This window comes from Plantactinospora sp. A48, from assembly GCF_055793945.1.
Map to the genome: position 1 here is coordinate 1 of NZ_JBTIXF010000186.1, position 220 is coordinate 220.

At 71.8% G+C, this 220-nt stretch carries 1 pseudogene; it reads left to right on the forward strand.

Features of this window, described 5'->3' with window-relative positions:
• Positions 1–220, forward strand: a pseudogene (locus tag ACXN5W_RS30535) (hypothetical protein); the annotation flags it as partial.

The following is a 220-nucleotide window of genomic DNA, read 5'->3' on the forward strand; positions in this document are numbered from 1 at the left end:
CTGAGCATCACCGGCGGACTGATCGCCGGCCCCGTCACCACCGCCCTCGCCACCCCCACCACCGCCCACACGACTGCTGCTGCGGTCGCCACCGCCGGCCAACCCACCACCGCCTCGTCGCCGCAGGGCGCCCAGAGTCACATCGACCTGACCGACGAGCAGACGACCAACGCCAAGGCGATCATCGCCGCCACCAAGCACAACGGCCTGGACCAGCGCG